1 protein-coding gene and 2 pseudogenes are annotated in these 1,683 nt (G+C 76.1%); all 3 read left to right on the top strand.

Features of this window, described 5'->3' with window-relative positions:
- Positions 1-169: 169 nt before the first annotated feature.
- A pseudogene (locus JNW87_RS38460) lies at positions 170-742 on the top strand (adenylyltransferase/cytidyltransferase family protein); the annotation flags it as partial.
- Positions 739-1,440: an SDR family oxidoreductase gene (locus JNW87_RS38455; protein ID WP_109804657.1), complete on the top strand. Its 702-nt coding sequence runs from the start codon at positions 739-741 to the stop codon at positions 1,438-1,440. The pseudogene JNW87_RS38460 and the gene JNW87_RS38455, both read left to right, overlap by 4 nt.
- Positions 1,437-1,683 (top strand): annotated as a pseudogene (locus tag JNW87_RS38450) (glycosyltransferase family 9 protein); the annotation flags it as partial. The gene JNW87_RS38455 and the pseudogene JNW87_RS38450, both read left to right, overlap by 4 nt.

Here is a 1,683-nt window from a genome sequence, read left to right as displayed (position 1 = left end):
CAGCACCCGCAGCGACCTCACTCCTGCACTTGAAGCCTGGTCATTTCAGGGACTTCATCGTGTGCTCATGTCGGTCGTCCTACCTTGCTAGCGACCCTCTCCGGTCGGGCTGACCGGACGTAGTGGTTGGCGCGTCAACATGCTCCGCCAGCTCGACGCCGGTCGGGCCGTGGCGGGCGGCGGCGGGGACCGGATCGGTCCGGCCGCGGCCGGCGCGGTGATCGCCGAGGTACGCGCGGCCGGCGGCACGGTGGTGGCCACCGGGGGCTGCTTCGACCTGCTCCACGCCGGGCACGTGGCCACCCTCGAGGCGGCCCGCCAGCTCGGTGACTGCCTGGTGGTCTGCCTCAACTCCGACCGCAGTGTCGCCGGCCTGAAGGGGCCCGACCGTCCGGTGGTGCCGCAGGGCGACCGCAGCCGGCTGCTCGCCGCGTTGAGCTGTGTCGACGCCGTGCTGATCTTCGACGAACCGACCCCGCACGCGGCCCTGTCCTGGCTCCGCCCGGACGTCTGGGTGAAGGGCGGCGACTACGCGACCGGCGGTGGCGAGGAGAGCCTGCCGGAGGCGGAGATCCTGCGGCGCTGGGGTGGGCAGACCGTGGTGGTGCCGTACCTGGACGGCCGGTCCACCACCGACATGATCGCCGCGGCCCGCGCCGGTCGCCGAGGGACACCCGGCGGGTCGACCGTGGCCCGGCCCGACGGGACGGCCGTCCGGTCGACGGCGGAGGGAGCACGATGAGCGGCAGTTCCCCCGGGGCGGGCCCCACCGTCCTGGTCACCGGCGGCGCCAGCGGTCTCGGCGCCGCCGTGGTCACCGCGGTCGCCCGGGCCGGCGGTCGGCCCCTGGTGCTGGACCGGCAGCGGCCCGGGGACGGGGTGCCCTGGGTCGAGTGCGACCTGGCCGACACCCGGGCCGCCGAGGCGGCGACCCGCGAGCTGGCCGAGCGCTCCGGCGGCTTGGACGCCGTGGTCACCGCGGCCGGCATGGACGTCCCGGGCAAGCTGGCCGACGTGCCCGGCGAGACCTGGGAACGGATCGTGGCGGTGGACCTGCTCGCCACCGCGGCGGTGATCCGCGCCGCGCTGCCGTTCCTGGAGGCCTCCCGCGGCAGCATCGTCACCGTCGCCTCCACCCTGGGGGTGAAGGCGGTCAGCGACGCGACCGCGTACTGTGCCGCGAAGTTCGGGGTGGTGGGCTTCACCCGGGCCCTGGCGGCGGAACTCGCCGGGTCGGTCGGAGTCACCCTGCTGATCCCCGGCGGCATGCGCACGGCGTTCTTCGACGAGCGGGACGCGCAGTACCGGCCCGGCCCGGACGCCGCGCTCAACGAGCCGGCCGACACCGCCGCCGCGGTCATGTTCGCGCTCTCCCAACCGCCCGGATGCGCGGTACGGGAGATGGTGGTCTGCGCCGAGCAGGAGTCGTCGTACCCGTGATCCTGGTGCTCCGGGCGCTCGGGGTCGGCGACCTGGCGGCCGCCGTCCCGGCGCTGCGCGGGCTGCGGGCCGGATTCCCCGACCGGGAGCTGGTGCTGGCCGCCCCGGCCTGGCTGGCGCCGCTCGCCGACCTGGTCGGCGGGATCGACCGGGTGCTGCCCACCGACGGGCTGGGCCCACCGGCCCGGCCGGCGCCGCCGCCCGAGGTGGCGGTCAACCTGCACGGCCGGGGCCCGCAGTCGC

Source organism: Micromonospora sp. ATA51, assembly GCF_016802855.1.
GTDB lineage: Bacteria > Actinomycetota > Actinomycetes > Mycobacteriales > Micromonosporaceae > Micromonospora > Micromonospora sicca.
Note: the sequence above shows the minus strand (reverse complement) of the source record. Positions and strands in the feature narration are given on the sequence as shown.